Below are 22,765 nucleotides of genomic sequence, written 5' to 3'. Positions count from 1 at the left end.
GGGGGGTGTTCCCCGTGAACCTGGAGGGCCAGACGTGTCTCGTGACGGGGAGTTCCCGGGGCATCGGGAAGGGAATCGCGGTGGACCTCGCCGACCGCGGGGCGGACGTGGTCGTCAACTACCGCTCGTCGGCGGCCGAGGCGGAGGCCGTCGTTGAGTCTATCGAAGACAGCGGTGGGACCGCCATCGCCGCGCAGGCGGACGTGTCCGACTTCGATCAGGTGCAAGCGATGGCCGAGGAGGTGCGCGACGCGCTCGGGCCGATCGACGTACTCATCAACAACGCCGGGGTCACCGTCGACAAGAAGTTCGAGAACATGAACCGCGACGACTGGCAGACGGTGATCGACGTCAATCTCGGCGGCGTCTACAACTGTACGAAGGTCTTCTTCGACGACGTCAGGGAGTCCCAGCACGGCCGACTCATCAACATCTCTTCGGTCGTCGGCCAGCAGGGCAACTACGGACAGGCCAACTACGCCACGACGAAGTCGGGTCTGTTCGGATTCACGCGGACGCTCGCGCTGGAGATGGCCTCCTCCGGGTCGACGGCCAACTGCATCGCGCCGGGGTTCGTCGAGACCGACATGCTCAACGAGGTCCCCGAACGCGTCCAGGAGAAGATCCTGCGGGACATTCCGCTCAACCGCTTCGCGACGGTGGAGGACGTCGCCGGGATCGTCTCGTTCGTCGCCAGCGAGGAGTCGAGCTACATGACAGGACAGGTCATCGGCGTCAACGGCGGCATGGAGTGGTGAGATGAGTCGGAACGACCCAGACGACGAGACCCCACGAACCGACGGCGGGACAGCAGACGAAGCGGCGGCCGACGCGGGCTCCGTGGACACAGACGAAGAAGAATCGGCCCTCGACGAGCTGCGGCGGCGTCGCGAGCAGTCCCGCAAGGGCGGCGGCGAGGAGCGCATCGAGCGCCAGCACGCCCGGGGGAAGATGACCGCCCACGAGCGCGTCGAGTACCTGCTCGACGACGGCACGTTCACCGAGATCGACGCCTTCGTCGAGCACCGGGCAACGTCCTTCGGGATGGACGAGAAGGAGTTCCCCGGCGACGCGGTCGTCACCGGCTACGGCGACGTCAACGGCCGCAAGGTGTTCGTCTTCGCCCACGACTTCACGGTCCTCGGCGGGTCCGTGGGTGAAGTGGTCGCCGAGAAGATCTGCAAGGTGATGGACCGGGCGACCGACGCCGGCGTGCCCGTCGTCGGCCTCAACGACTCCGGCGGTGCACGCATCCAGGAGGGCGTCGACTCGCTGGTGGGCTTCGCCAAGATCTTCGAGCGCAACACGAAGGCCTCGGGGATGATCCCCCAGATCTCGGCGATCATGGGACCCTGTGCCGGCGGCGCGACGTATTCGCCCGCCCTGACTGACTTCACGTTCATGGTGCAGGACACCAGCCACATGTTCATCACCGGGCCGGACGTCATCGAGACGGTCACCGGCGAGCAGGTCTCGAAGGAGGAACTCGGCGGCGCGGGCAGCCACTCCACGAAGTCCGGCGTCGCGCACTTCGCCTGTCAGGACGAGGAGGCGGCGCTGGACAACATCCGGCGACTGCTCTCGTACCTGCCGCAGAACAACATGGAGGATCCGCCGCGGGTGGCCTCGTGGGACGACCCCGAGCGGGAACTCGACGGGATCACCGATATCGTCCCGGAGGCGCCGCGCAAGCCCTACGACATGACGAAGGTGATCGACCGCGTGGTCGACGAGGATTCCTTTTTCGAGGTCCACGAGAACTGGGCGCGCAACGTCGTCGTCGGCTTCGCCCGGATGGACGGTCGCGTCGTCGGCGTCGTCGCCAACCAGCCCCGCGTCAGCGCGGGGACGCTCGACATCGACGCCTCGGAGAAGGCCGCGCGGTTCGTCCGCACCTGCGACTCGTTCAACGTGCCCATCGTGACGCTGGTCGACGTCCCCGGGTTCATGCCGGGGACCGATCAGGAGCACAACGGCATCATCCGCCGGGGCGCGAAACTCATCTACGCCTACGCCGAGGCGACGGTCCCGCTGCTGTCGGTGGTCGTCCGGAAGGCCTACGGCGGTGCCTACATCGTCATGTCCTCGAAGTACCTCGGGTCGGACGTCAACTACGCGTGGCCTGCCTCGGAGATGGCGGTGCTCGGCCCGCGCGGCGCGGTCAACATCCTGTACCGGAAGGAGCTCCAGCAGGCCGAGGACACCGACGCGCGCCGCCAGGAGCTGATGGACGAGTTCCGCGAGGAGTTCGCCCACCCCTACGGCCCCGCCAAGCGCGGCTACCTCGACGACGTGATCGAACCGAAGGACACGCGCAAGCGCCTCATCCGCGATCTGGAGATGCTGGAGCGCAAGCGCGAGGACAGCCCGCCGAAAGACCACGGCAACATCCCACTGTAATGGCCGAAGCAGAACTCTCAGACGGCGGGGACCCGGCGTCGGGCCGACCGGCGGAGGACGACGCGACGGTGACGGTCACCCTCGACGGCGCGGAGGTGGCGGTGTCCATCCCGGCCGACGCCGACGAGGAGGAGGCGGCGGCCATCGCGACGGCCGTCGGCGCGCACCTCCACGACCGGCAGGTGGCTGCGGCCGCCGCGGCCGCCGAGGACGAGGAGTCCGACACGGTCGACGCGTGGAAGCTAGCGAGCCGGATGAAAGCGCGCGGGCGGAGCCGCTGGCCGAAAGACGTGCGCCGCGGCGAGGAGTGGAAGGCCGCCGCGCGGTCGTTCTACTGAGTCGCCGTCCCGTCGGGTGCAGTCACCGTAACACCCACATTCCACCCCTTCGAGGACTCGAACATGACAGTCGCAGTGATCGGCGCGTCGATGACGAAGTTCGGCCAGCGCGACGCCTGGATACGCGAGCTGATCGCCCAGGCGGGCGAGGCCGCGCTCGAGGACGCCGGGATCACCCCCGACGACGTCGAGCACCTGTACGTCTCGAACATGGCGAGCGGGGAGTTCGAGGGACAGGGCGGGATCATGAACGCCCTCGCTCACGACCTGGGCGTCATGCCCGCCTACAGCGAGCGGGTCGACCAGACCTCCTCGTCCGGTGGCGCGGGCATCTACGAGGCGTGGCAGTCGGTCGCCTCCGGCGCCAGCGACATGACGCTGCTCGTCGGCGGGGAAAAGATGACCCACCGTTCGACGGCCGAGGCGACGGACATCATCGCCTCGATCACCCACCCCGCCGAGTACAAACACGGCCTCACGCTCCCCTCGTTCGCGGGGATGACGGCCCGGCACTACCTCGAACGGTTCGACGCCCCCCGCGAGTCGCTAGCGAAGGTCGCCGTCAAGAACCACAAGAACGGCGTCGACAACCCGCACGCGCAGTTCCGGAAGGAGATAGACGTCGAGACGGCGCTTGAGAGCCCGATCGTCGCCGATCCGCTCCGACTGTACGACTTCTGTCCGATCACCGACGGGAGCGCGGGGATGGTGTTCACGACCGAGGAGCGAGCACAGGAGATCACCGACGACTACGCCGTGATCTCGGGTATCTCCGGGGCGACGGACACGCACGTCGTCCACGAGCGCGACGACCCGACCGTCATGGGCGGCGTCGTCGACTCCAGCGACCAGGCCTACGAGATGGCCGGTCTCGGCCCCGACGATATCGATGTGGCGGAACTGCACGACATGTTCACCATCCTCGAGTTCCTCCAGATGGAGGGCTGTGGCTTCGCCGAGCAAGGCGAGGCGTGGAAGCAGATGGACGAGGGCCGCACCGAGAAGGACGGCGAACTGCCGATCAACACCTCGGGCGGACTCAAGTCGAAGGGCCACCCGCTCGGCGCGAGCGGGGTCGCACAGGGCTACGAGATATACAAGCAGCTCGTCGGCGAGGCGGGACCGCGGCAGGTCGAGGCCGACACCGGCCTCGCCTGCAACGTCGGCGGGTTCGGCAACTGCGTCATCACCACCATCATGGAGGCTGGACAATGAGCTTCGACGCGTACGTCTGCGAGAACGGTCACGTCACGTACCCCGGACACACCCTCTGTCCGGACTGTGGCGCGAAACAGACCGAGACGCTCGATCTGGCCGATCGCACCGGCGAGGTCGTGACGTGGACCAAGAGCACGGCGACGCCGCCGGGCGTCCGCGAGCCGAACACGCTCGCGATCGTCGAGTTCGACCTCTCCGGCGAGGACGTGACCGACGAGTACGTCCGCGCTATCGGACAGGTCGCGGCCGAAGCGGTCGAGACGGGCGACGCGGTCGAGCCCGTCTACGCGGAGGAGTTGCGGGACCCCGAAACCGGCATCAAGGTCCCCGAGAGTCAGGACTGGGACGGGTACCGGTTCGAGCCGGTGTAGACTCGCAGTAGCGCGCTTTTGCTTCTCGGAGTCGGTGTTTTTCGTCCGGTGAGAGACCGCGTGGCGACCGGCCAGTGGCCGGCCACTCGCCGAGGCCCCGACCAGCGGTGGGTGTCCGGTGGGATGTGTCGAGTGGGGTGGGTCTGGGGGGAGTGACAGATCGGGCGTCAGTCGGCGGTGGTGGGTGGAGCGGTCGGGTCGGCGACCGGTTCGTCGCCGTCGGCCTCGGCGAGCGCGGTCAACCCATCCGCCACCGAGCGGTAGTCGTCACCGTCCGCGTGCGGGTAGACGGCGGCGAGGTCACCGTCGTCGTAGACGGCCAGCGCGATCGCGGGGAACACCAGCCACTCGCCCTTCTCGCCGGTGTCCATCGCGTAGCACTCGCGCGTCTGGAACGACGGCGCGAGGGACAGTCCTCGCTCGCGCGCCCACGCCGCGAACGCGAGATAGCGATCGCGAGCCGCTACCGCGGACGGGTTCTCGCAGCGAATACGCTTGGGGCAACTGTACACGTCGAAGTCGTCGACGTGGCCCTCCGTTTCGAGGGTGGTGAGCCGCTCACGGAGTCGCGCTCGCTGGCGCGCCGCGGGCGCCGGGAGCGTCTCCCGGACGTACAGTTCGGCGCGCCGGTTCCCTGTCCGCTCGGTCGGCGTCATGGGTATCCGAATGCACGTCGTGGTGCATAATAAACCATTATGTTTATCGCAGTATCTTTGGGCGACCAATCGACGCCGCTCGTCGACGAGGGGCGAAGAAAGAGTCCAGATCCTCCGCCGAGATGGCACTCGGGCCGTTACGATCCGTCGCCGTCGGCTTTCGGACCGCTTCCGTCCGAGTCGGTGTCCCCCTGATCGCCGTCTTCGGAGACGCCGCCTGATTCGTCCCCGTCAGCGCCACCGTCGCTGTCAGTCGCCGATCCGTCGTCAGTGTTCGAATCGGTGTCGTCGGAACCGTCGCCGTCGTCCGAGGGGGCCGCCGAGCCAGCGGACGTGACGGCACCGTCGCCCGTTCCCGGCAGGTCGTCGAGTTCCTGCTTGATCGATTCGAGTTCGGCGTCGACGTCGACGCTCGCCGCGGGTTCGCTGTCGGTGTCGTCACCCCCGTCGCCGTCGCCCGCATCGTCGCGTCCGTTCGCTTCGTCGCCTTCGCTGGTTCCGTCCGGACTCTCCGTCCCGCGGTCCGCTCCCGAAGTATCTTCGCTGCGTTCCCCTGCCGACCGGGTGCTCTCGCGGATGCGCTGCTGGATCTCCGCCCGCAGCTCGCGCGCGTCGTCGAGCAGGTCCGCGGCCTCGTCGTTGGTCGGTCGCCCTTCGACGGCGTCCTGTAACTCCACGAGCGCGTCGTCCAGCCGGGAGAGCGTCGTCTCGCTGGCCGTCTTCGCCCGCTCGCGGACCCGTTCGGTGCTCTCCTGGGCCTGGTCGGCGCCCTCTGCGAGTCGGAGCGCGCGCTGGAGGAGGCGGAGCGCGCGGATGTTCGATTCGAGCACGAGGATCAGGCTCGGGATCGCCACCTCGCTGGTCAACCGGCGCAGGTCCCGCGGGGTCGGGAGGCGCGGACCGTCCCCGGGGCTGGGCGGCTCTAGTTCCGCTTCGAGTTCGCGGAGTGTCCGAACGAGGTCGGCCACCAGTCGCGAGAGGTCCTCGCCGGAGTCGTCGTCGGCCATGTCCCGTCCTTCGCGTGCCGACGGAAAAAACGTCACTACTCTAACGAGGGACCGGCGGTCGGCAGACCGAGCCTAGAGGTCGACGTCCGGGAACGACGGCGGGAGCGGCGCGGGCCGGCCGGGATCGGAGTCGACGGTCGCGAACGCGCACTCCTCCGACGAGGACCGGACCGACGCCATGATTTCGAGGACGTGCGAGGCGAGTTCACCGCTGGTCCGCTGCTCCCAGTCGCTCCGGGCCGCGAAGGCCAGGTCGGCGAGGCCGGCGCCGCGGCCCGCGGTGTACTCGTGAGTCAGCGGGACGGTCTCCCACTCGTCGTCGCCGTCGCTGCGGATCCTGACCGGCCCCTCGAAGTGGTTGGGGTCGGGGAGCGCCAGCGTCGCCTCTGTACCGTAGATCTCGAACGCCGGTGCGGGGAGCGTCGACGCCTCAACGTCGAAGCTCATCAGCAGGTTCGCCGTCGCGCCGTTCGCGAAGTCCACGATGCCGGCCTCGTGGGTCGGCACCTCGACGTCGATCTCCTCGCCCCGCCGGGGCTCGCTCCCGATGGTCCGCGTCTCGTGCGGGCGCGAGACCGACCCGGCGACGCGGGTCGCGCTCCCGAGCAGGAAGACGAGCGCGGTCACGTAGTACGGGCCCATGTCGAACAGCGGGCCGCCGCCTTCCTTGTAGTAGAGGTCGGGATTCGGGTGCCAGCGCTCGTGGCCGGGGGATGTCCAGTGTGCGGTCGCGCCGACGGGGTCGCCGATCCGCCCCTCGTCGATGACCTCCCGGGCGGTCTGGAGGCCCGCGCCGAGGAACGTGTCGGGCGCGGAGCCCACGAGGAGGTCCTGCTCGGTCGCGGTCGCCACGATCTCTCTCGCGTCGTCGACCGTGGTCGCGAAGGGCTTCTCGGTGTAGACGTGGTTGCCCGCTTCGAGCGCGTCGGTGATGACCTGCGCGTGGACGTGCGGCGGCGTCAGGTTGACGACCGCCTCGATCGACTCGTCGGCGAGCAGGTCGTCGGTGGGCATCGCTTCGATGCCGTGTTCGTTGGCGGTCTCCGCGGCGAGGTCTTCGTCGAGGTCCGCGCAGGCGACCAGTTCGAACGCGTCGAAGACGTCGTCTGCCGCGAGGTACTGCGCGCTGATGTTCCCGCAACCGACGAGGCCGACCGAGAGGGGATCCATGCTGCGCCATTCGTGACCAGCCTACTCAATCCCCCCGACTCCGGTCCGAACTTCCGCGACCGCTCGTCGACCGTCGGTACTCGTCGAGGAATCCTCCCAAATAACGGGACCGACCGCAACCCTTATTCCTTTAGGCTTGCCTAAACCCGAACATGGAAGCAACGGACGAGTCGGCGGACGCCCGGCCGTCGGAATCGTCGGAACGAACCACTGCGGAGTGTCCCGACATCTCCGCGTACTCGACCACCGAGACGAAAACCGTCTTCACAGAATCGGACAACGGCGATGGGTGGATCGCGACCGATCTCACCGTCGACGTCCGGCAGTAGCCCGCGGATTCGTTACTTCTCGAGCGCGGCTTCGGTGACCAGCGAGTCCTCTTCGAGGTAGTGCTCGATGTGGTGAGCGTCTTCTTCGGTCTGGACGAGGATCTCGCGGACGATCTCGGCCGTGGCGTGGTCCCCGAGGTCGGTCGCCAGTTCGACGTGTTCGCGCTGGGTCTCGATGATGTCGCCGTACATCTCCAGGTCGTTCGCCAGCGACGTGCGGATGTCGTAGACGTCGTCGCCCTCGAAGTCGACGGGCGAGGTCTCGGCGATGTTCACGGGGTTCGACACCGGCGTCCCACCGAGCGCCTGCAGGCGCTCGGCGAGGATGTCGGCGGCCTCCTCGGCGTGCTCGGCGGCCTCGTCGAGGAACAGGTGCAGGTCGCGGAACTCCGACCCCTCGACGTTCCAGTGGTGCTTTTTCAGCTGGTGGTAGAGCATGTACGTCGCCGCCAGCTCGGTGTTCAGCGCGTCGATGATCTGTTCCGACTTGCCCTTGTCGAGACGCAGCGCGTTCTCATCGACCGTTCCGGCCTCCTGCAGGACGTGCTTCTGGGTGCTCATTGCATTCCGTACTTCGTCCGCTTGTCACTTAAAGGTTGCCACTCTAGAAGAATATTTTCGTATAGCCAAAAACAGATTTAGTTTTAGGACAACCTAATTGTGTGGAATGTGGGTAGTGTCCGCTACTGAGGGCGGACGAGCGCGAGCTTGACGCGGCGTCACGGGCGGGTCAGAACGAGGGCCTCGTCCGCGTCGAGCCGCGCGGTATCGACGCCCGCTTCGGACGGAGCGGCGCGGGCCTGCCGGTCGTGGGCCGCCAGAAGCGCCGCGCGTTCGGGGTCTTCGATATCCATGTCAGCGATGAACTCCTCCCAGACGTGGTCGGGCAATGCGAGGTAGTAGGCGTCCTGGGTTCGACCGACCAACGGGTCCTGATGGAAGTAGTTGCGCCACTCGTAGACGATGTCCTCCACGCCGGGGAGCTCGCGCACGTTCGACTGGTGGGTCCGGACGAGTTCCGCGAGCCGCTCGGCCGTGACGTCGTGGGCGTCGGCGGCGGCGCCGATGACGTCGTCGTCGAACGCTGCGAGTTCGTCCCTCGTCATTCGAGCGAACGGACGGGCGGACAGCATTTATAATCCAGCTGCCGGGGCAGTTTCGTCACCAGCGAGGACGTGCGAGCCTCCGGGGAAGAGGACGGACAGCCGCGCCGTCGGGGACTTCCTGCAGGCCGAGAACCGGGGCCAGTTTATAAACGGCCGCGGCTCGAAGGCCGAGGTAGATGGGTCAGTTACGAACGCTGTTCGAACCCGACCGTATCGCGGTCGTGGGCGCGACCGACCGCGAGGGGTCCGTCGGTCGCGCGATCACGGCGAACCTCCTCGCCGACTTCGAGGGGGACGTGGTCGCCGTCAACCCCACGAAAGACGAGGTGCTGGGCCTGGAGAGCCACGACGCCGTCGGCGACGTCCCCGACGTGGACGTGGCGGTCGTCGTCGTCCCGCCGTCTATCGCCCTCGACGCAATCCGCGAGGCCGGCGAGGCGGGCGTCCGCGACGTGGTCGTCATCACCGCCGGCTTCGGCGAGTCGGGGAGCGAGGGTGCCTCGCGCGAGCGGGAACTCCGCGAGATTGCCGAGGAGTTCGACCTCAACGTCGTCGGGCCCAACAGTCTCGGCGTGATGAACACGGACCTGGGCATGAACGCGACGTTCGGTCCCGAGAACGCCCAGCCCGGCTCGATCTCCTTCATGAGCCAGTCCGGGGCGTTCGTCACCGCCGTCGTCGACTGGGCCAACGACCGGAATCTCGGCTTCCACAACGTCGTCTCGCTGGGCAACAAGGCCGTCCTCGACGAATCGGACTTCGTCGCCGAGTGGGGCGACGACCCCGACACCGACGTGATCCTCGGCTACCTCGAAGACGTGGTCGACGGCCGCGCGTTCGTCGAGTCGGCCCGCGAGGTGTCGAAGGACACGCCTATCGTTGTCGTCAAGTCCGGCCGCACCGAGGCCGGCGCCTCGGCTGCCGCCTCACACACCGGCGCCATCGCCGGCTCGGAGGCCGCCTACGAGGCCGCACTCGACCAGGCGGGCGTGCTGCGGGTCGAGACGGTCCAGGATCTGTTCGACTTCGGGAGCATTCTCGCAGGCCAGCCGCTGCCCGAGCGCGACGGCGTCGCTATCGTCACCAACGCCGGTGGCCCCGGCGTGATGACGACCGACGCGGTCGGCGACTCGGCCCTCTCGCTGGCGTCGTTCACCGACGAGACCATCGAGACCTTCCAGGAAGCGCTGCCCGACGAGGCGAACGTCTACAACCCGGTGGACATCATCGGCGACGCGCCCGTCGAGCGCTTCGCGGAGGCGCTGGACATCGCGCTCGCTGACCCGAACGTCGGCGCCGCCGTCGTGCTCGCCTGTCCGACGGCGCCGCTCTCGTTCGAGGAACTCGCCGAGCGAGTCGTCGACCTGCAGGCCGAGTACGAGACGCCCGTCGCGGCGACGCTGATGGGCGGCTCCTCGACGCGCGCCGCGAACGACACGCTCTCGGCCGCCGGCATCCCGACGTACTTCGACCCGGCCAGAGCCGTTCGGAGCCTCGACGCGCTCCGCGAGTACCGCGAGATCAGCCGCCGCGAGTACACCGAACCCGAGACGTTCGACGTAGACCGCGAGGCGGCCCGCGAGATCCTCGAATCCGCCGGCCGCCGGGACACCAACCGCCTCGGCGTCGAGGCAATGGGCCTGCTCGACGCCTACGGCATCCCCACGCCGGCCGCGGACATCGTCGACTCGCGCTCGGACGCGGTCGACGTCGCCGAGCGCGTCAGCGGCGGCGACGAGGTCGTCATGAAGATCGTCAGTCCGGACATCCTGCACAAGTCCGACATCGGCGGCGTCGCGGTCGGTGTCCCGCCCGAGGAAGTCGGCGACACCTACGAGGACCTGGTGACGCGGGCGCGCAACTACCAGCCCGACGCGACCATCCTCGGCGTGCAGGTCCAGGAGATGCTCGACATGGACGGCGCCGTCGAGACCATCGCGGGGATGAACCGCGACCCGCAGTTCGGCCCGCTCGTCCTCTTCGGCCTCGGCGGCATCTTCGTCGAGGTGCTCGAGGACACGACGGTCCGCGTCGCGCCGGTCAGCGAGCCCTCGGCCCGCGAGATGATAGACGAGATCGAGGCCGCGCCGCTGCTGCGCGGCGCCCGCGGACAGGACCCCGTCGACGAGTCGGCGGTCGTCGAGACCATCCAGCGGCTCTCGCAGCTGGTCACCGACTTCCCGGCTATCGTCGAACTGGACATCAACCCGCTCGTCGCGACCCCCGACGGCGCACAGGCCGTCGACGTGCGACTCACCATCGACCAGGAGAAACTATGAAACCCATTTTCGTCACGTCCACCGGAGAAGGCACCGGCAAGACAGCCATCGCGATCGCGCTCGCGAAACTCGCCCAGGAGGAGGGCATGGAGGTCGGCTACTTCAAGCCGAAGGGCACCCGCCTGAAAAGTCCCGTCGGGAAGACCCGCGACGAGGACCCGATCCTCGCCAAGGAGATGCTCGGCATCGAGGAGGACCTCGCCGACCTCGAACCCGTCGTCTACTCCCCCGCCTTCATCGAGGAGGCCATCCGCGGCAACCGCGACGGCGAAGTGCGCGAGCGCGTCCGCGAGCACTACGACGCCCTCGCCGACCAGTACGACCTCGTCGTCGTCGAGGGCGGCGGCCGTCTCACTACGGGCGGCATCGTCGGCCTGACCGACCCCGACGTGGCTGAACTCCTCGACGCGCGGACGGTCCTCGTCGGCGGCTACGCCAACTCCGCCGACGTCGACGAGGTGCTCGCGGCCGCCCGGCAGTTCGAGGGGAACCTCGCCGGCGTCCTCTTCAACGCCGTCGCCGACGCGAACTTCGACTCGCTGAACACCGACGTCGTGCCGTTCCTGGAGGCCCGCGACATCCCGGTGCTGGGTATCGTCCCGCGGGTGCAGGAACTGGCGGGTATCACCGTCGCCGACCTGGCGGACTCGCTCGGCGCGGAGTTGCTCAACCCCGAGGCCTCGACGGACGGCTTCGTCGAGCGCTTCGCCGTCGGCGCGATGGGCAGCGACGCCGCGCTCCGGCACTTCCGTCGGATGCGCGACGCCGCGATGGTCACCGGCGGCGACCGCTCGGAGATCCAGGCCGCGGCGCTCGAAGCGCCCGGCATCGAAACCATCGTCCTGACGGGCGGGCTCAGGCCCTCGGGCGCCATCCTCGGGAAGGCCGCCGAGGCCGACGTACCGGTCCTGCTCGTCCAGTCGGACACGAAAGTCACCGTCGACCGCATCGAGGACATACTGAGCACCGGCCGCACGCGCGACCCGGAGACAGTCGACCGGATGGTCGAACTCGTCTCCGACCACGCCGACGTGGCCGAGCTGCTCGAAACCAGCGATTAACGGGGGACGGCGCCGCAGTCGAAACCCGCCTCTCCTCCCGGGGTACGATCCTCCTTCCGACGTTTCAGACGCCGATAACGCATCGCTACCGCCGGGAAAGCGGCGGCTGGCCCGGAAAACGATACTCTACACTTAATACGTGAAATCCGTAGTTTCGAATGGAGCCAGCCGGCTCCGTAGTGTCACACACCGGGGCTCGCGCCCCGCCGTTCCCCGTTATACCCCTACCCGGACAGCGGTCGGCCGCCGGCCGCTCGTCACGTGCCCGGAACGGCGTCGCCCGGGAGCGACTCCCGGACGCCGGTGACCGCCGCCGTCGGATCGTCGAGCGACAGCGGCGGCAGCGTCCACACCGGACGCCCGGTCATCTCTCGCAGCGTCTCCGGGTTAGTCCGCTCCGTCACGGAGGCGCCCTCGTACTCGTTGAGGACGATCCCGTGGACCGCACAGTCGCGCCGCTCGAGCGCTTCGACCGTGAGGGCCGAGTGATTGAGCGTCCCCAGCCCGGACCGAGCGACGACGAGCGCCGGGACCCCCAGGTCGGCGATCAGGTCGACGACTTCGGCGTCTCCGGCCAGCGGGACGCGCAACCCACCGATCCCCTCGACGACCCCCACGGCGGCGTCGGCGAGCGCCTCCTCGCAACCCGCGCGGATCGCTTCGTACGAGAGTTCCGTCCCCTCGCGCGCCGCGGCAACGGCCGGGGCGAGCGGCGGTGCGAGCCGTTCGAGACAGGTCGCGGCGTCGTCGCTCCCGCAGGCCTCGGCGACGAATCCGGCGTCGTCGTCCGGCGGATAGCCGGTCTGGGCCGGTTTGATAGCGCGGGCTTCGACGCCCGACTCGCGGAGCCAGCCGACCAGTCCGGCCGTCACGACGGTCTTGCCGACCCCGGTGTCGGTCCCGACGACCGCGAAGTCGGCGACGGCGGACGCGGACAGCGCCTCGGATCCGCCGTCCGTCACAGCAGACCCACCTCCCGCCCGGCGGCTTCGAACACTTCCAGACAGCGCCCGACGTCCGCGGCGGTGTGGGCTGCCGTCGGGGCGACGCGGATCCGAGCGGTCCCCTCGGGGACCGTCGGCGGCCGGATCGCGGGCGCGACGACATCCTCCGCGGCGAGTCGCTCACTCAGGGCGACCGCGTCGGCCCGGTCGCCGACCAGCACCGGGAGGATCTGCGTCTCGCCGCGGACCTCGTAGCCCATCGCTTCGAGTTCCGAGCGGAGCGTCTCGACCGTCTCCCAGAGGCGCTCGGAGCGGTCGGTTTCGCGGGCGATCCGGAGCGACTCGCGCGCCGCACCGACCGCCGGCGGCGCGAGCCCGGTCGAAAAGACGAACGGCCGGGCGGCGTTGAGGAGGTACTCGACCAGCGCCTCGTCGCCGGCGACGTAGCCGCCCTGGCTCGCCAGCGCCTTCGAGAGCGTCCCGAGTTGCACGTCGACGCGGTCGCTCAGCCCCTCGCGTTGGACGACCCCGCCGCCGTCGCCGAACAGCCCCGTCGCGTGAGCCTCGTCGACCATCACCCACGCGCCGAACTCGTCGGCGACGTCGCAGAGCGCCTCCAGCGGCGCCACGTCGCCGTCCATTGAGAACACAGTGTCGGTGACGACGAGCCAGTCCTCCTCGCCTCCGCTGTCGAGCGATCCGGCGGCTCGCTGGGCCATCTTCGCACGGAGGTCACCGGCGTCGGCGTGGTCGTAGACGACCGTCTCGCCGGCGCCGATCCGGCACCCGTCGACGATGCTCGCGTGGTTCAGTTCGTCCGAAAAAACGACGTCCGGCGCGAGCGCGTCTATCGTGCCGACGTTCGCCGCGTAGCCCGACGAGAAGACGAGCGCGCGCTCGACCCCCTTGCAGGCGGCCAGGTCGCGTTCGAGCGCGCGGTGAAGTCCGGTGTCGCCGGTCACGAGCCGCGACGCGCCGGCGCCGGTGCCCACCGAGCGCGCGGCGAGTTCGGCGGCTCGCTGGACGCGGCGGTCGCCCGTCAGCCCCAGGTAGTCGTTCGACGCGAACACGAGCGACTGCTCGCCGTACTCCGGCGCCCCGCCGTGCGGGTCGTCGGCGAAGCGGGCGCGTGCGCCGACGGTCTCCGCCGGTCGGAGGTCGCGGCGGAGCCCCGCACGGTCGCGTTCGTCCAGTCGCGCTCGGAGGTCGAACCCGCGGTCGGTCATACGTGTGTTCGCTCGCGGGCGCCCCCTCGTCCTTTCGGTCCCGCGAGGGGCCCCGCGGGAACGTCACTCGTCGAGGAACGAGACGAAGACCAGCCCGTCGGTCTTCAGTTCGTACTCGACGTCAGTCTCCAGCTCGTTGTAGTTGAACGGCTCGGTGACGACGTGATAGCCGTTCGGCGTCTCCCTGACGAGCGAGACGGTCGTGTGTTCGCGGAGCCGCGCCGTCAGGCGGTCGCGGTCGTCGGCCGTCGCGTCGTCGAGGTCGAACAGGAAGTTCGTCTCGTCGCGACAGCCGTCAGACTGGAGCGTCGACTTGAACTCGCTGTCCACCCGCTTGAACTTCGCGCGGACGCCCTCGTCGCCGTGGAGGCGGGCCTCGATCCAGTCGTCCATCGACCGCCGGAGCGCGAACGTCGCGTCGAGTGCGTCGCGAGCGTTCACGGTCAGGTAGAGGCGGAAGGTCTCCTCGAATCGAGTCGTCTCGTGGGCCAGTTCCGCCGTCTTTCGCTCCAGGTCGGCCTCGCTCTCGACGATCTTCCGGATCGCCGGTGCGTCCGCGCCCCCCGGATTCTCGTTCTCTTTCGACCGCGCGATCGCCAGCAGGAGGTACACCCGGTCCCCACCGAACTCGCAGTACTCCGTAAACGGTGCCAGATCGACCATGGCAGTCCTGCGAGGGCCGGGGACTAAACGCTGGTCGAAGCGTGAGACCGATGGTCAATCGACCGTGGGCGAGAAACGACGCGGCCGCTCAGAACCGCGGCATGATCTCGGCGGGGCCGTAGACGCCGTAGTCGCCGGCCCGGTTGCGGAGGACGGCCGTCTTCAGGTAGCCTAGCGCCGGCCCGTTGACGTTCGCTTCCATGCTCGTCGCGTCGTCCAGTCGGAACGTGTTCGTCCCGCGCTCGCCGTCGAAGGTGCGGCCGGTGACGCGGACGGTCGTCGTGGTCGGTTTCTCGTCGGAGCGCAGGTCGAGCACGCCGCCGACGGACACGTCCTCGGCGTCGCAGACGCCCGCACGTTCGAGGAGCACGTCGTCTGCGTGTTCCATGTCGTGGAACTCCAGCACGCCGTCGTGCTCGTCGACGAGTTCCTCGATCGCCTCGTCGCTCATCTCGCGCGCGGTCTCGACGTCGTAGCCGTCGAGGTGCGCGATGTCTTCGCGGACGGTCCCGCGGTTGTCCTCGTAGCCCGACTTGAGGCCGACGCCCCACCAGATCTCTACCTCCTCGACCTCGACGAACGATTGGGCGGCGAGCGCGGCCGCGCCGGTCAAAAAGCCCGGCGTCGCGCCCGCGCCGCAGACGAAGGTGATGCCGCTCTCCTCCAGCGCCGCGGCGCGGTCGTCGAGCATCCCGATGACGCGCGAGCGCTTCAGCACGTCGACGAGGACGCCCTCGTAGCCGGCCTCGGCGAACCGCTCGGCGATCCGGGGGATGAAGTCGTGTTCGAGGTTCGGGAGGGCGATCAGGACCGCGTCGATCGCCTCGCTCTCGGCGATAACGTCGTCGATAGGCGTCTCCGTCGGATCGCCCTGCTCGCTCGCGACGACCCCGGCGCCCTCGCCGGTCTGTTTCACGCCGTCGCTCGCGGTCGCCGCCCGGGGCCCGCCGTCGGCGGCGTAGTCGTCAGCGTCGTCTCCCCCGGGGCCGGTCGATTCCGCCGGCCCGGAGGCGACGTTCCCCTCCGTCGCGTCGAGGAGTTCGTCGACGTCCAGCCCCTCGTGATCGACGGCGATGCCGTCCCGGTCGCAGGCCGCGACGGGGGTGAGCCCCTCCTTGTGCCGGGATACGTCGAGCGTTCGTCTGCCGATGCCTCCGGTGCCGAGTACCGCCAATGTCACGTCGTCCATGCTGTAGTGTGTCGCCGCTGAACCGCGTCGTCAGTCGGAAACGTTGCTCGTCGCGCTTCCCGCGGCGGTGTCCGCCTCGCCGTCGGGGTCAGGGGTCGGGTCGCCGTCCCGCGCTTTCACCGCGGCCGGGTCGTACTCGTTCGCCTCCGTGTTCGGTTTCAGTCCGGCGCGCTCGACGATCTCGATGTCGTCGGCGGCGGACTGGCCCTCGGTCGTCAGGTAATCGCCGGTGAGCATGCCGTCTGCGCCCGCCTCGAAGGGCAGGTGTTGCTCGTCGGCGTCGAGGTTCGCCTCCCGACCGCCCGTCAGACGCACCCGGGCTTCGGGGTGGAGCAGCCGGTACACCGCGATGGTCTGGATGATCTCCTCGGTCGTGATCCGGGCGCCGTCGTCAAAGCGCTCGCCGAGCGGCGTTCCCGCCACCGGATTGAGGATATTCACCGGCAGCGAGGAGACGCCGACCTCCTGCAGGGCGACCGCCGCGTCGACTCTATCGGTCGGGCTCTCGCCCATCCCCAAAATGACGCCCGCGCAGAGGTCCATCCCCGCCTCTTTCGCGACTTCGAGCGTCTCGACGCGGTCCTCGAAGGAGTGGGAATCGACGATCTCGGGGAAGAAGTTCGGCGAGGTCTCGATGTTGTGATTGTAGTGGTTGATGCCCTCCGCGGCGAGTATCCGGGCCTCCTCCTCGGTGAGGATGCCGAGCGAGGCGTCGACCTCCACGTCGGTCTCGTCGCGGACCAGCCGGATCGCACGGAGGACTTCCTCCCACTCCTCGGGGCGGTGCTCCTTGGAGACGCCCTTCTCGGCGACGACGATGCCGAACCGCTGGGCGCCGTCGCGCTCGGCGCGCTTGGCGGCTTCGAGGATCGACTCGGGGTCGAGGAAGCCGTAGGTGTCGATGCCGGTGTCGAAGTGGACCGACTGGGCGCAGAAGCCGCAGTCCTCGGCGCAGTCGCCCGCCTTCGCGTTGACGATCGAGCAGGCGTCGACCGTCCCGTCGCCGAAGTGCGCGCGGACGGCGTCGGCCGCCGCGGCCAGCTCGTCAACCGGCTGTGCGATCAGCGCGATCCCGTCCCGCCGGGTCAGCCGCTCGCCGGCCAGCACGCGCTCGACGGCGTCGTCTATCGTTCGATTACCGGTCTCGTAAACCACGATCGGATCGTCGGTTGACCGTGCGAAAAAAGTTCTGGTGGCTAGAGAGGTCTGGGGACCGCCGTCGTCACTCGCTGTCGGGTACGTCGATCCGAGCGAAGAGGGACCCGAGAGCGGTCCCCAGGCCGACGAATCCGAGATAGCCGACGAGCGGGTGGACGGAGAACAGCGCGTCAGCGAGGCCGGTAACGAGGTCGAACCCGCCGCCGGTCAGCGCCGCTCCGGTGGCGTCGTACCAGGCTGCGCTCGCGGCACCTCCGAACGCACCGACGAGCGGGCTCGACCGATACCAAATCGGCCGTTTCGGCGTCACGTCGTATCGCTCACTCCGACGTCGGGTAAGGCTGTCGCCGACTCGCGGCCGTCCCGGCGGCTTCGGCCGGCGCGGCGGGCGCTCACTCGCCCCAGTAGAACCGCGGGGCGAGCAGCATGTACGCGAGCGCGGCGACCAGCAGGAAGCGCGGCAGCACGCGATCGAACGCGAGCGGCGCGACGATGGCCGCCGCCTGCACGACGCCGAGGACCCCGGCGTCGCGAGCGAGCAGTTTCGGGTACGGGACCGGGGCGACCATCGCCAGCGAGAGGACCGCTGCGACGGCGAGCAGCCCCGGGATCCACGTGAGGCCAGCGAGGTACGCCGCGGCGAGGATCGTCGCCCCCAGCGTGTTCTGGATGCCTGGCCGGTTCTCCCCCTCGCCGACGAACTCGCTGTACAGCGCGGTCCTGACGATGGAGAAGACCACGAACAGCGAGCCGACACCGAGGGCGGCGGCGGCCTGAGCAGGAGGCGCCGCGGCGAGACCGTCGCCCAGCCAGCCCCACTCGGCGGCCGCGGCGCCGTACAGCAGCAGGGCCGGCGTCGCGCCGAACGAGACCACGTCCGTCACCGAGTCGAGCAGCGGGCCGACGGCCGTGCCGCCGAACTGTCGGGCGACGATGCCGTCGAGGGCGTCGGCGATGGCGGCCAGCAGGACGAGTCGGGCGGCGAGCGTCGGGTCCGAGAGCGCGACGACGCCGGCGACGAAGCCGACGACGGCGTTGGCGAGCGTGACCGCGTCGGCGACTCCGATCCGCTCGCGCACCCGCAGCCCCTCGTTCATACCACCGCTGTCGGTGACGGGGTACATCAATCACGGGGAAGCGCGGCCGTCACCGATCTCGGTCCGACGGGGGCCTCGAGGCGATACGCGAGTCCTGAACCGTCTGGCGGCTCACTCGATCGCGTCGAGGACCTGCACGAGCGAGTCGATGCGGTCCAGCGGCGCGACGATGTCCGCTTCCTGGTCGTAGGAGACGGCGTTCCCGTGGGCGAGTTTCGGGACGTGTCGGTGATAGAGGGACAGGTACACATCCCGGACGTCCGCGGAGTCGATGGCGGTCAGGTCCTCCTCGTACTCGCGGCGGGCCGTCTCGTCGGCCAGGTCCGCGAGCGTGAGTTCGCACTGGTGCTCGTCGAAGGCCCGGACCGCGTACCGACGATACCGGTGACCGAGGAGACCGAAGGCGTCCGTTACCGAGCGCGTCTCGTCGGTCGGGTGCGTTTCCATACAGGGACGTATAGCGCCACCCGGGTAGAACTTCGTACTGCGTACGGCAGGGGTTTATCAGGGGGCGGTCGGGCCCTACGCTTTCTCCTCGCCGAGCGGCGTCACGCGGAGCGTGTTGGCGATCAGCGCGCGATGCCCACGGCGCAACCGCTGGGAGAGCGACTGGCGAGCGATGTCGAGTTCAGCGGCGACCGCGTCGAGCGTCGTCTCCCGGGGCTCCTCGAAGTAACCCAGCTCCCAAGCGGTGTTCAGTGCCTCGTGTTGCTTCTCGGAGAGACCGTACCGGCTGCCCGTCCGGGCGCGGGAGGTCTCGTAGAGCTGTTCGAGGCGGAAGGAGATGTCGTGGCGATCGGTGTACGCGCGGAACTCGTCGAAGGGCTCGCGGTCGTCGAAGCGGATCTTGACGTCCCAGACGCCGGCCTGTCCCTTCGCTTCGAGAATCGTCGCCCCGGCCTGGGTGTAGGCGTAGACGACGGTGTCGACGTTACCCGTCCACGTCGCCCGGTACAGGGACGCGGACTCGAAGTCGTCGAGGCGCCGGAGGTCGTCGACGGTCGGGTCCTCGGCCGCGACCGACTCGAAGGCCTCGAGGTCGGTCTCTGAGACCCAGAAGTACGGCGTCAGCAGTTCGTCCGTGGCGGCGACGCGGTCGATCTCGACGACGAGGTCGGGCAGTCGTTCGAGCGTGGAGGACAGCGCGAACTCCGTCGACGGGATCTGGAACTCGGCGAAGAGGCTCACGACCGGGACAAGCGCGCACGTCGGGAAAACCTCGTTTACGGATTGGCTGGGAGTCGCTACCAGTTACCCGTCGGAAAGCCAGAAGGCATTTGTGACGGTCGGACCGACTGGGAATCGAACGACACGATGACCCCGGTCGAGGCGCTGGCCTGCGAACGCTGCGGTCGACGCTACGCCCCCGGCGACGTCGAGTACACCTGCCCGGCCCACGACGGCGTCGCCGGCATCCTCGACGTGCGCTACGATTACGACGCCCTCCGCGAGCGCGCGGCCGCCGCGCTCGACGGCCCGACCGAGGACCTGTGGACCTACGAACCGCTGCTCCCCGTCGACGGCGAGCCCGTCAGGCTCGGCGCCGGCGGGACCGACCTGCTCGACGCGCCCGCGCTCGGCGACGCGCTGGGTGTCGAGGCGTTCGTGAAAAACGAGACGACGAACCCGACCGGGTCGAACAAGGACCGCGGGAGCGCGGTCGTCGTCTCCCGCGCCCGCCAGCAGGGCCACGACGTGGTCGCCTGCGCGTCGACCGGCAACGCCGCCGCCTCGCTCGCCGGCTACGCCGCCCGCGCCGGCCTCGACTGCCGCATCTTCGTCCCCGCGGACCTCCCGGAGGCCAAGGCCGTCCAGCCGCGCCTCTACGGCGCCACGGTGCTGGGCGTCGACGGCACCTACGCCGACGCCTACGAACTCTGCCGCGAGGTCTCGGCCGAGCGCGGCTGGTACAACCGCAACGCGGCGATGAACCCCTACGCCGTGGAGGGCAAGCGGACCCTCGGGTTCGAACTCGCCGAGCAGGCCCCCGACGCCGACTGGGTGGTCATGCCGATGGGCAACGGCTGCTCGCTCGCCGGCGCGTGGAAGGGCCTCCGCGACTTCGAGCGCATGGGGCTGCTCGACGACGCCCCGCGGATGCTCGGCGTGCAGGCCGAGGGCGCGACCGCTATCTACGACCAGTTCGTCGCCGAATCCGACACCGACCGCGGGGACGACGGGGACGCCGACGCACCGCGCGTCGCAGACGGCGGCGAGCGGTCGTCCGACGAGGCCGACGAGACGACCGCCGACAGCATCGACGTGAGCGTCCCGCACAACGCGGGCAAGGCCTGCCGCGCGCTCCGGGAGAGCGGCGGCGACGCCCTCGTCGTCTCCGACGAGGAGATCCTCGACGCCCAGCGCCTCCTCGGGGAGTGCGAGGGGGTCTTCGCCGAGCCCGCGAGCGCGGCGGCCGTCGCCGGCGTCCGGGCGGCCCGCGAGCGCGGGACCGTCGCCGCCGGCGAGCGCGTCGTCGTCGTCGCCACCGGGACCGGCCTCAAGGACACGGCCAGCGCCCGGCAGGCCGTCGACGACGTGATCGCCGTCGACGCCGCCGGCGACGGGCTCCCCGACGACATCTAATCAGGGGCCGCCGTTCGTCGCTGCGCAGGTCGCTCAGTTCTCGACGTCGCCCATCCGGAGTCGGGCCGCGGTCACGACCGTCCCGGTGACCAGAATCGCGAGCTGCCAGCCGTGACGGACGATCGGGAACATCCGCTCGGGGTCCTCGACGGTGTCCGGGTCGGGGCCGCCGCCCTCGCCGCCGGGATTGGGGTCGACGCCGGTGGAGATGTTGACTTCCTGTGAGGAGCCGCGGCTCTGCGGCCCGGTCTGCTCGGTCTCGGGACTGAGGTCGACGTACGACTGCACGATGCCCCGCTGGTCGGAGATCTCGAAGCGGCCGTCGAGGACGTAGAACTGGTCGTGGAACGGCCACAGCGGGTTGACGCCGTGGTCGACGAAGTCCAGCCCGATCCCCGCGAACGCGAGCGCGGCGATGCTGACCCAGGCGATGCGGATCCCGCGAGGTCCCCACCGGTCGCGCACGAACGAGCGGTCACGGAACCGGATGTCGGCGTACAGCGCCACGCTCCCGAGGATGGGAATGAGATACGTGTGTAACACCGTCCGGTGACCCGCGACCGAGACGAGGGCGATGAACGAATCCAGATCCGGTGCGGCGGTCACGGCGAGGACGACGAGCAGGGAACGGCGGTCGAAGACCGATCCCAGCAGCGCGGCGGCGATCATCCCGCCGAAGGCGAGATGGACCAGCGTCGAAGGCATGGCAGTCCCTGTGGTATCCAGTAGCATAATCTTTCAGGACGATCCCGCCGACGCAACGGGGCCAACGGCCGACGGCGGCCAGGCGTCGGTGCTGGTCGGGGACTTCAGACCGACGGCTGGGTCGAACTCGGCTTACTCCATCTCCTTGTCCATCGGGTCTTCCAGATCGCCGGCGATGGCCTCGAAGGCGTCGGTGGCGGTGACCAGTCCTTCGACGACGCCCTCGGAGAGTACCAGCGCGAGCTCCTGGTTGTTCGTCTGGAACTGGTCGATGAGGTCGCTGACGTTCACGTCCGGGCTGACCGTCATCGGCGGGGCGGCGAGGTCCTCGACCGTCACCTCGCCGGACTCCAGTTCGTCGATCCGGCCGATGACTTCGGGCGTGTAGACGACGCCGACGAAGTCCTCCAGGTCCTCGCCGACGAGCGGGAACCGGACGTTCGGCGACGATCCCATCGTCTCGATGGCCGATTCGACGGAGTCCTCCGTCGACAGCGCGACGATCTCCTCGCGCGGCACCATCACCTCCTCGACGGACATCTCGCCGATCCGCAACGCGTTGAGAACCTCGTCCTGGCGCTCGTCCGAGAGGCCGAGGTTACCCAGCGACTCGCCCATCTGGCGGCGCAGTTCCGACCGGGAACTCGGCAGTTCCTCGCCGGCCTCGCCCTCTGTCCACGACCGAGCGATAGTGATGCCGAACTGCCGGAGGATCCCCTTGGCGACGCGGTCGGCGAGGTAGATGATCGGGTACGTGAGCCTCGACCACCAGTACAGCACCGGCGCACCGTACTTGGCGGCGGTCTTCGTCCGCTCGACGCCGAAGTACGTCGGCGTCTGCTCGCCGACGATGACGTGGAGGACGTTGATCAGCGCCAGCGAGAGGGCGATCGAGAGCGTCGTGTGACCGCTCTGGGGTGCCGCCAGCCCGACGGTCTGGAGGCCACCGGCGATGACGGCCGTCGCGGCCGGTTCGGCGACCACGCCGAGACTGACGCTGGAGATAGTGATCCCCACCTGACAGCCCGAGAGATAGATCTCTAGCTTCTCGGTCATCTCCCAGGCCCGTTCGAGACCGCGATTGCCTTCGAACTCGGATTCCGGGAACTGTCGAACGCGAGTCATGGCGAACTCGATGGCGACGAAAAAGCCGTTCGACAGCAACAGGAACACGCCACCCAGCAGTCTGGCGGCTGTCACCAGCGTACTCATCGCCGTGGTATTGTCTGGTCGGAGACAAAACCGTTGGGGACTCTTAGCCTCCC

At 69.0% G+C, this 22,765-nt stretch carries 25 protein-coding genes; 9 read left to right on the top strand and 16 right to left on the bottom strand.

Annotation, left to right across the window (positions count from 1 at the left end; translation table 11 throughout):
* The first annotated feature begins 14 nt into the window (after positions 1 to 14).
* From AB2U09_RS17150 to AB2U09_RS17130, 5 genes are all read left to right on the top strand, one after another.
* Positions 15 to 758, top strand: coding sequence for a beta-ketoacyl-ACP reductase (locus tag AB2U09_RS17150; RefSeq protein WP_459193951.1), 744 nt, complete (start codon positions 15 to 17; stop codon positions 756 to 758).
* Position 759: 1 nt separating this feature from the next.
* Entirely contained in the window at positions 760 to 2,400 is a 1,641-nt protein-coding gene (locus AB2U09_RS17145) for an acyl-CoA carboxylase subunit beta (RefSeq protein WP_459193950.1), read from the top strand.
* Complete coding sequence (locus AB2U09_RS17140; RefSeq protein WP_459193949.1) at positions 2,400 to 2,738, top strand: DUF8022 family protein; 339 nt, start codon at positions 2,400 to 2,402, stop codon at positions 2,736 to 2,738. The genes AB2U09_RS17145 and AB2U09_RS17140 overlap by 1 nt, the downstream gene beginning before the upstream one ends.
* Positions 2,739 to 2,801: 63 nt before the next feature.
* Positions 2,802 to 3,953 (top strand): thiolase family protein, encoded by a 1,152-nt coding sequence (locus AB2U09_RS17135; RefSeq protein ID WP_459193948.1) that lies wholly within the window; start codon positions 2,802 to 2,804, stop codon positions 3,951 to 3,953.
* Complete coding sequence (locus AB2U09_RS17130) at positions 3,950 to 4,327, top strand: Zn-ribbon domain-containing OB-fold protein (RefSeq protein ID WP_459193947.1); 378 nt, start codon at positions 3,950 to 3,952, stop codon at positions 4,325 to 4,327. The genes AB2U09_RS17135 and AB2U09_RS17130 overlap by 4 nt, the downstream gene beginning before the upstream one ends.
* 167 nt (positions 4,328 to 4,494) lie before the next feature.
* Here AB2U09_RS17130 and AB2U09_RS17125 read toward each other — a convergent pair whose 3' ends face one another.
* From AB2U09_RS17125 to AB2U09_RS17115, 3 genes are all read right to left on the bottom strand, one after another.
* Positions 4,495 to 4,983 carry an HTH domain-containing protein gene (locus AB2U09_RS17125; protein WP_459193946.1) on the bottom strand — a complete coding sequence of 163 codons (489 nt, stop codon included), beginning with the start codon at positions 4,981 to 4,983 and terminating at the stop codon, positions 4,495 to 4,497.
* Between the two features lie 137 nt (positions 4,984 to 5,120).
* Complete coding sequence (locus tag AB2U09_RS17120; protein ID WP_459193945.1) at positions 5,121 to 5,990, bottom strand: DUF7547 family protein; 870 nt, start codon at positions 5,988 to 5,990, stop codon at positions 5,121 to 5,123.
* A gap of 72 nt (positions 5,991 to 6,062) precedes the next feature.
* The gene (locus AB2U09_RS17115) at positions 6,063 to 7,160 is read right to left on the bottom strand and encodes a Gfo/Idh/MocA family protein (RefSeq protein WP_459193944.1); all 1,098 of its coding nucleotides are present in this window, start codon (positions 7,158 to 7,160) and stop codon (positions 6,063 to 6,065) included.
* 152 nt (positions 7,161 to 7,312) lie between these two features.
* On the opposite strand from AB2U09_RS17115, the gene AB2U09_RS17110 reads away from it, so the two are divergent.
* Positions 7,313 to 7,489: a DUF7331 family protein gene (locus AB2U09_RS17110; protein ID WP_459193943.1), complete on the top strand. Its 177-nt coding sequence runs from the start codon at positions 7,313 to 7,315 to the stop codon at positions 7,487 to 7,489.
* 12 nt (positions 7,490 to 7,501) lie between these two features.
* On the opposite strand, the gene dpsA is transcribed toward AB2U09_RS17110, so the two are convergent.
* Positions 7,502 to 8,050 carry a DNA starvation/stationary phase protection protein DpsA gene (dpsA, locus tag AB2U09_RS17105; protein ID WP_459193942.1) on the bottom strand — a complete coding sequence of 183 codons (549 nt, stop codon included), beginning with the start codon at positions 8,048 to 8,050 and terminating at the stop codon, positions 7,502 to 7,504.
* A 158-nt stretch (positions 8,051 to 8,208) separates the two neighbouring features.
* Positions 8,209 to 8,595: a DUF8048 family protein gene (locus AB2U09_RS17100; RefSeq protein ID WP_459193941.1), complete on the bottom strand. Its 387-nt coding sequence runs from the start codon at positions 8,593 to 8,595 to the stop codon at positions 8,209 to 8,211.
* Between the two features lie 176 nt (positions 8,596 to 8,771).
* Between AB2U09_RS17100 and AB2U09_RS17095 the strand changes: the two genes are divergently transcribed.
* Positions 8,772 to 10,874, top strand: a complete 2,103-nt coding sequence (locus tag AB2U09_RS17095; protein ID WP_459193940.1) for an acetate--CoA ligase family protein — start codon at positions 8,772 to 8,774, stop codon at positions 10,872 to 10,874.
* Positions 10,871 to 11,935, top strand: a complete 1,065-nt coding sequence (locus tag AB2U09_RS17090; protein ID WP_459193939.1) for a phosphotransacetylase family protein — start codon at positions 10,871 to 10,873, stop codon at positions 11,933 to 11,935. The genes AB2U09_RS17095 and AB2U09_RS17090 overlap by 4 nt, the downstream gene beginning before the upstream one ends.
* 257 nt (positions 11,936 to 12,192) lie before the next feature.
* Here the strand turns inward: AB2U09_RS17090 and bioD are convergent, their stop codons facing one another.
* The 9 genes from bioD to AB2U09_RS17045 form a co-directional block, all read right to left on the bottom strand.
* The gene (gene bioD, locus AB2U09_RS17085; RefSeq protein ID WP_459193938.1) at positions 12,193 to 12,897 is read right to left on the bottom strand and encodes a dethiobiotin synthase; all 705 of its coding nucleotides are present in this window, start codon (positions 12,895 to 12,897) and stop codon (positions 12,193 to 12,195) included.
* On the bottom strand, positions 12,894 to 14,105 hold the full coding sequence (locus tag AB2U09_RS17080) for an aminotransferase class I/II-fold pyridoxal phosphate-dependent enzyme (protein WP_459193937.1): 1,212 nt from the start codon (positions 14,103 to 14,105) through the stop codon (positions 12,894 to 12,896). The genes bioD and AB2U09_RS17080 overlap by 4 nt, the downstream gene beginning before the upstream one ends.
* 63 nt (positions 14,106 to 14,168) lie before the next feature.
* Positions 14,169 to 14,768 carry a hypothetical protein gene (locus tag AB2U09_RS17075; protein WP_459193936.1) on the bottom strand — a complete coding sequence of 200 codons (600 nt, stop codon included), beginning with the start codon at positions 14,766 to 14,768 and terminating at the stop codon, positions 14,169 to 14,171.
* A gap of 88 nt (positions 14,769 to 14,856) precedes the next feature.
* Positions 14,857 to 15,957: a (S)-8-amino-7-oxononanoate synthase BioU gene (gene bioU, locus AB2U09_RS17070; RefSeq protein ID WP_459193935.1), complete on the bottom strand. Its 1,101-nt coding sequence runs from the start codon at positions 15,955 to 15,957 to the stop codon at positions 14,857 to 14,859.
* A 30-nt stretch (positions 15,958 to 15,987) separates the two neighbouring features.
* A complete protein-coding gene (bioB, locus tag AB2U09_RS17065; RefSeq protein WP_459193934.1) occupies positions 15,988 to 17,112 on the bottom strand; it encodes a biotin synthase BioB in 1,125 nt (374 codons plus the stop codon).
* A 67-nt stretch (positions 17,113 to 17,179) separates the two neighbouring features.
* Positions 17,180 to 17,425 (bottom strand): hypothetical protein, encoded by a 246-nt coding sequence (locus AB2U09_RS17060; protein WP_459193933.1) that lies wholly within the window; start codon positions 17,423 to 17,425, stop codon positions 17,180 to 17,182.
* A gap of 82 nt (positions 17,426 to 17,507) precedes the next feature.
* Positions 17,508 to 18,212: a protein sorting system archaetidylserine synthase gene (locus AB2U09_RS17055; RefSeq protein WP_459193932.1), complete on the bottom strand. Its 705-nt coding sequence runs from the start codon at positions 18,210 to 18,212 to the stop codon at positions 17,508 to 17,510.
* Positions 18,213 to 18,323: 111 nt separating this feature from the next.
* A complete protein-coding gene (locus AB2U09_RS17050) occupies positions 18,324 to 18,659 on the bottom strand; it encodes a DUF7344 domain-containing protein (RefSeq protein WP_459193931.1) in 336 nt (111 codons plus the stop codon).
* A gap of 75 nt (positions 18,660 to 18,734) precedes the next feature.
* Positions 18,735 to 19,400, bottom strand: a complete 666-nt coding sequence (locus AB2U09_RS17045) for a helix-turn-helix domain-containing protein (protein WP_459193930.1) — start codon at positions 19,398 to 19,400, stop codon at positions 18,735 to 18,737.
* Positions 19,401 to 19,526: 126 nt separating this feature from the next.
* Between AB2U09_RS17045 and thrC the strand changes: the two genes are divergently transcribed.
* Complete coding sequence (gene thrC / locus AB2U09_RS17040; protein ID WP_459193929.1) at positions 19,527 to 20,795, top strand: threonine synthase; 1,269 nt, start codon at positions 19,527 to 19,529, stop codon at positions 20,793 to 20,795.
* Positions 20,796 to 20,828: 33 nt separating this feature from the next.
* Here thrC and AB2U09_RS17035 read toward each other — a convergent pair whose 3' ends face one another.
* A complete protein-coding gene (locus tag AB2U09_RS17035; RefSeq protein WP_459193928.1) occupies positions 20,829 to 21,500 on the bottom strand; it encodes a metal-dependent hydrolase in 672 nt (223 codons plus the stop codon).
* A gap of 132 nt (positions 21,501 to 21,632) precedes the next feature.
* Positions 21,633 to 22,712, bottom strand: a complete 1,080-nt coding sequence (locus AB2U09_RS17030; RefSeq protein WP_459193927.1) for a hemolysin family protein — start codon at positions 22,710 to 22,712, stop codon at positions 21,633 to 21,635.
* Between the last annotated feature and the right edge of the window lie 53 nt (positions 22,713 to 22,765).

This window comes from Halosimplex yunnanense, from assembly GCF_054504345.1.
Note: the sequence above shows the minus strand (reverse complement) of the source record. Positions and strands in the feature narration are given on the sequence as shown.

What these genes read in the sequence shown, in the direction of transcription:
- AB2U09_RS17090 (WP_459193939.1), top strand. Translation starts at nt 10,871, where the DNA reads ATGAAACCCATTTTCGTCACGTCCACCGGAGAAGGCACCGGCAAGACA.
- AB2U09_RS17145 (WP_459193950.1), top strand. Translation starts at nt 760, where the DNA reads ATGAGTCGGAACGACCCAGACGACGAGACCCCACGAACCGACGGCGGG.
- AB2U09_RS17115 (WP_459193944.1), bottom strand. Translation starts at nt 7,160, where the DNA reads ATGGATCCCCTCTCGGTCGGCCTCGTCGGTTGCGGGAACATCAGCGCG.
- AB2U09_RS17050 (WP_459193931.1), bottom strand. Translation starts at nt 18,659, where the DNA reads ATGGAAACGCACCCGACCGACGAGACGCGCTCGGTAACGGACGCCTTC.
- AB2U09_RS17140 (WP_459193949.1), top strand. Translation starts at nt 2,400, where the DNA reads ATGGCCGAAGCAGAACTCTCAGACGGCGGGGACCCGGCGTCGGGCCGA.
- AB2U09_RS17035 (WP_459193928.1), bottom strand. Translation starts at nt 21,500, where the DNA reads ATGCCTTCGACGCTGGTCCATCTCGCCTTCGGCGGGATGATCGCCGCC.
- bioU (WP_459193935.1), bottom strand. Translation starts at nt 15,957, where the DNA reads ATGGACGACGTGACATTGGCGGTACTCGGCACCGGAGGCATCGGCAGA.
- AB2U09_RS17120 (WP_459193945.1), bottom strand. Translation starts at nt 5,990, where the DNA reads ATGGCCGACGACGACTCCGGCGAGGACCTCTCGCGACTGGTGGCCGAC.
- AB2U09_RS17135 (WP_459193948.1), top strand. Translation starts at nt 2,802, where the DNA reads ATGACAGTCGCAGTGATCGGCGCGTCGATGACGAAGTTCGGCCAGCGC.
- AB2U09_RS17030 (WP_459193927.1), bottom strand. Translation starts at nt 22,712, where the DNA reads ATGAGTACGCTGGTGACAGCCGCCAGACTGCTGGGTGGCGTGTTCCTG.
- AB2U09_RS17095 (WP_459193940.1), top strand. Translation starts at nt 8,772, where the DNA reads ATGGGTCAGTTACGAACGCTGTTCGAACCCGACCGTATCGCGGTCGTG.
- AB2U09_RS17110 (WP_459193943.1), top strand. Translation starts at nt 7,313, where the DNA reads ATGGAAGCAACGGACGAGTCGGCGGACGCCCGGCCGTCGGAATCGTCG.
- AB2U09_RS17080 (WP_459193937.1), bottom strand. Translation starts at nt 14,105, where the DNA reads ATGACCGACCGCGGGTTCGACCTCCGAGCGCGACTGGACGAACGCGAC.
- AB2U09_RS17100 (WP_459193941.1), bottom strand. Translation starts at nt 8,595, where the DNA reads ATGACGAGGGACGAACTCGCAGCGTTCGACGACGACGTCATCGGCGCC.
- AB2U09_RS17125 (WP_459193946.1), bottom strand. Translation starts at nt 4,983, where the DNA reads ATGACGCCGACCGAGCGGACAGGGAACCGGCGCGCCGAACTGTACGTC.
- AB2U09_RS17075 (WP_459193936.1), bottom strand. Translation starts at nt 14,768, where the DNA reads ATGGTCGATCTGGCACCGTTTACGGAGTACTGCGAGTTCGGTGGGGAC.
- AB2U09_RS17055 (WP_459193932.1), bottom strand. Translation starts at nt 18,212, where the DNA reads ATGAACGAGGGGCTGCGGGTGCGCGAGCGGATCGGAGTCGCCGACGCG.
- thrC (WP_459193929.1), top strand. Translation starts at nt 19,527, where the DNA reads ATGACCCCGGTCGAGGCGCTGGCCTGCGAACGCTGCGGTCGACGCTAC.
- dpsA (WP_459193942.1), bottom strand. Translation starts at nt 8,050, where the DNA reads ATGAGCACCCAGAAGCACGTCCTGCAGGAGGCCGGAACGGTCGATGAG.
- AB2U09_RS17130 (WP_459193947.1), top strand. Translation starts at nt 3,950, where the DNA reads ATGAGCTTCGACGCGTACGTCTGCGAGAACGGTCACGTCACGTACCCC.